The sequence below is a fragment of the Actinomadura sp. NPDC048021 genome, assembly GCF_040653135.1.
GTDB lineage: Bacteria > Actinomycetota > Actinomycetes > Streptosporangiales > Streptosporangiaceae > Spirillospora > Spirillospora verrucosospora.
The window spans coordinates 1-2,828 of record NZ_JBEZJQ010000057.1; the positions used below are offsets into that span (position 1 = coordinate 1).

Here is a 2,828-nt window from a genome sequence, read left to right on the forward strand (position 1 = left end):
ATGTAGAAGTCCCCGAACGGCCCGTCGGGATCGGTCCGCGACGCCTGGAACCAGGGGTGCTGGTCGGAGGTGTGGTTCATCACCAGATCCGCGATCACCCGGATGCCCCGCGCGTGCGCCTGCTCGATCAGCTCGACGAAGTCTCCGAGTTCCCCGAAGTCGGGGAGGATGCTGGTGTAGTTGGCGATGTCGTAGCCGCCGTCCTTGAGCGGCGACTGGTAGATGGGCAGCAGCCACAGGCAGTCCACGCCGAGCCATTGCAGATGGTCCAGCTTGGAGATCAGCCCGCGCAGGTCGCCGTACCCGTCGTTGTTGGAATCGGCGAAACCCCGGACCGACACCTCGTAGAACACCGCCGTCTTGAACCAGTCCGGCGTGCGCGGGGTGTCCTCGTCGAACGGGTCGGGGATGGGGCCGGCGGCCGGTCCCGCGGCCGGGCGGGGGGCGTCCTCCACGGGCACGTCCCCGGTTCCCGGTGAGGTGAGCCCGTCGCCGCCCCGGTCCGGTCGGGTGCTGCGGGTGAAGTTCTTCGGCTGGCCGTCCATGGGTCACCCCGGGTCTGTTGGAGACATCTAGATCAGCAATTCCCTCCGGCCCGGCCAGGTGCGTGCGCGACAGGCAACCATCCGTAAAAGCTTCAGTACGGTCCGTGACCGCGTGTCCGGTTTCGGAGCCCGGCGGCGCCGCCCCGCCGTGCGAGCGCGCCCATGACCGGGGTAGATCGCCCGGATTCGCGGGACGTCCGGGCGCGCGGCCGCCCGCCGGGAAGGTCATCGCCCGGTCGCGGCCGGGCAGCGCGCGGAAAAGCAGCGCAAAAAAACGGCGATTCCCGGCAAGGTGCGTGGCTTCCGGCGCCGTGAATACTTGCCGCGCTGAGGTTGTGTCATGTCCGTGTTTTTAGGTTCGTCGCTTTTTCTGTCGCAACCCTCGGGTAGGTCATTTCCAACCTCAGAACCCGTCAGTTCGGCGGGTTCTGCTCAGTTCGGACGGAATTCGCCCGTCCAGAAGCGATCGGAGGGACAGTGGAGCGCTGGGAGAAGTCGCCATCGGTCGTACCGACGCGGGATGACCTCGTGGCACGGCTGCGCGTCCGTTTCGCCGACATTCCGGTGGAGCGCGTGCGGCGCTGCGTGGACGACCTGTGGTGCTGCTGCGCCCATCTGGGGGTGCGGCCCGAGGAACGGACCATCGAGCGCCTCGCGGCGTCCCGGCTCACGGGCGTCGTGCGGGGCGGCCGCCCGCCCTACCCGGACGAGCGGCCGGGGTCCCGACCGCCCGGCCACCTGACCGCCTCGCACCGGCCCGCCCGCGCGGCGGCCCGCACTCCGATCGGAACGTGACAGATGAAGGACACGGCGGTGCCGGGCCTGAGCACCGAGACCCGGCGAGGGTTCATCGTGCTCAGCCTGCCGGCGCAGATCAGTTGGCAGAACTACGCGGGGATCCGGGAGGAGGTGAGCAAGGCGCTGACGCTCGCCTGCGCGGGCGCGCCCGGCAGGCGGGGCGTGCGGCGCGGCGGGGTCGTGGTCGACTTCGGTGACGCGGTCCTGCTGGACGCGGCCGGGCTCGTGCTGATGGCGCGGGCCGAGACGCGGGCGCAGTTGCTCGGCTGCCCGCTGCGGGCCGTGGTGCCGGCCCTGTCGGCGCACGTCCGGCGGGCGCTGCGCCTCACCGGGCTGGACCGGCTCGTCCCGGTGTTCGCCGACGTCGGGTCGGCGACGGCCGCGCCCGCGCCGGAGTCGGCGCCGGGGGAGGTCGACACCACGCACGTGCTCGACGCGATCCGCGCGCTGCATCCGGGGGACGCCGGCCTCACCCCGACGCCGCCCGCGCCGTCCGAACTGAAGATCACCACGACGGAGGCCGGCGACGGCGACCACACCGTCGTCCACCTGTCGGGGGTGCTGGACGAGGTGACCGTGCCGCGGCTCGGGGAGACGCTGACCACGCTGGTCGAGGGCGACCTGCGGCACCTGATGGTGCGGATGCACGACCGGCTCGGCGTGCGCTGCGACCCGCTGCCGATCCTGCTCGGCATCCGCTGGCGCGTCGCCGCCGAGGGCGGCTGCCTGGCGCTGCCGGCGATGCCGGCCAAGCTCCGCGAGATCGTCGACCGCGAGGGCCTCGGCTCGGTGTTCACCGGCTGCCGGTCCATCGAGGACCGCGTGCTCAGCGGCGCCGGCTCCGGCTAGCCCCGCCGCCCTGCCCGCCACCGGCCCGCGCACGTCCGTTCTTTTCGAACGTGAAGACGTGTGCGGGCTTGGTGTGCGGGTCGAGGCGGACGTAGTTCGATCCGCGCCATGTGTAGGTGGTGCCGTCGAGTTGGTCGGTGACGGTGTGGGGTTGGTCGGGGTCGTCGGGGAGTCCGAGGGCGGGGAGGTCGAGGTGGACGGTGGCTTCGCGGGGTTGGTGGGGGTTGAGGTTGACGATGGTCAGGACGATGTCGTCGAGGTGGTGTTTGGAGAAGGCGAGGAGTTCGGGTTGGTCGATGTGGTGGAAGTGCAGGTTGCGGAGTTGCTGGAGGGCGGGGTGGGTGTTGCGGAGTGTGTTGAGGGTGGTGATGAGGGGGGCGATGGTGGTGTCGGTGCGGTCGGCGGTTTCCCAGTCGCGGGGCCGGTACTGGTATTTCTCTGAGTCGCGGTATTCCTCGCTGCCGGGGCGGACGGGGGTGTTCTCGCAGAGTTCGTAGCCGGAGTAGATGCCCCAGGCGGGGGAGAGCAGGGCGGCCAGGACGGCGCGGATTTCGAAGGCGGGGCGGCCGCCGTGCTGGAGGTATTCGTTGAGGATGTCGGGGGTGTTGGTGAAGAAGTTGGGGCGCATGTAGGCGG

At 70.7% G+C, this 2,828-nt stretch carries 3 protein-coding genes and 1 pseudogene; 2 read left to right on the forward strand and 2 right to left on the reverse strand.

Features of this window, described 5'->3' with window-relative positions:
- Window positions 1–545 (reverse strand): alpha-amylase family glycosyl hydrolase (locus AB0C87_RS42775; protein ID WP_353835953.1); only part of this gene is annotated, 545 nt, incomplete at its 3' end.
- 528 nt (window positions 546–1,073) lie between these two features.
- On the opposite strand from AB0C87_RS42775, the gene AB0C87_RS42780 reads away from it, so the two are divergent.
- Together AB0C87_RS42780 and AB0C87_RS42785 are read left to right on the forward strand one after the other, a co-directional pair.
- The gene (locus tag AB0C87_RS42780) at window positions 1,074–1,340 is read left to right on the forward strand and encodes a hypothetical protein (protein WP_345187862.1); all 267 of its coding nucleotides are present in this window, start codon (window positions 1,074–1,076) and stop codon (window positions 1,338–1,340) included.
- Window positions 1,341–1,343: 3 nt separating this feature from the next.
- Window positions 1,344–2,192 carry an STAS domain-containing protein gene (locus tag AB0C87_RS42785; RefSeq protein WP_360582295.1) on the forward strand — a complete coding sequence of 283 codons (849 nt, stop codon included), beginning with the start codon at window positions 1,344–1,346 and terminating at the stop codon, window positions 2,190–2,192.
- On the opposite strand, the pseudogene AB0C87_RS42790 reads toward AB0C87_RS42785, so the two are convergent.
- Window positions 2,170–2,828, reverse strand: a pseudogene (locus AB0C87_RS42790) (alpha-1,4-glucan--maltose-1-phosphate maltosyltransferase); the annotation flags it as partial. The gene AB0C87_RS42785 and the pseudogene AB0C87_RS42790 overlap by 23 nt on opposite strands.

Excerpts from the sequence above, each read along its gene's own strand:
- AB0C87_RS42785 (WP_360582295.1), top strand. The coding sequence starts at position 1,344 with ATGAAGGACACGGCGGTGCCGGGCCTGAGCACCGAGACCCGGCGAGGG.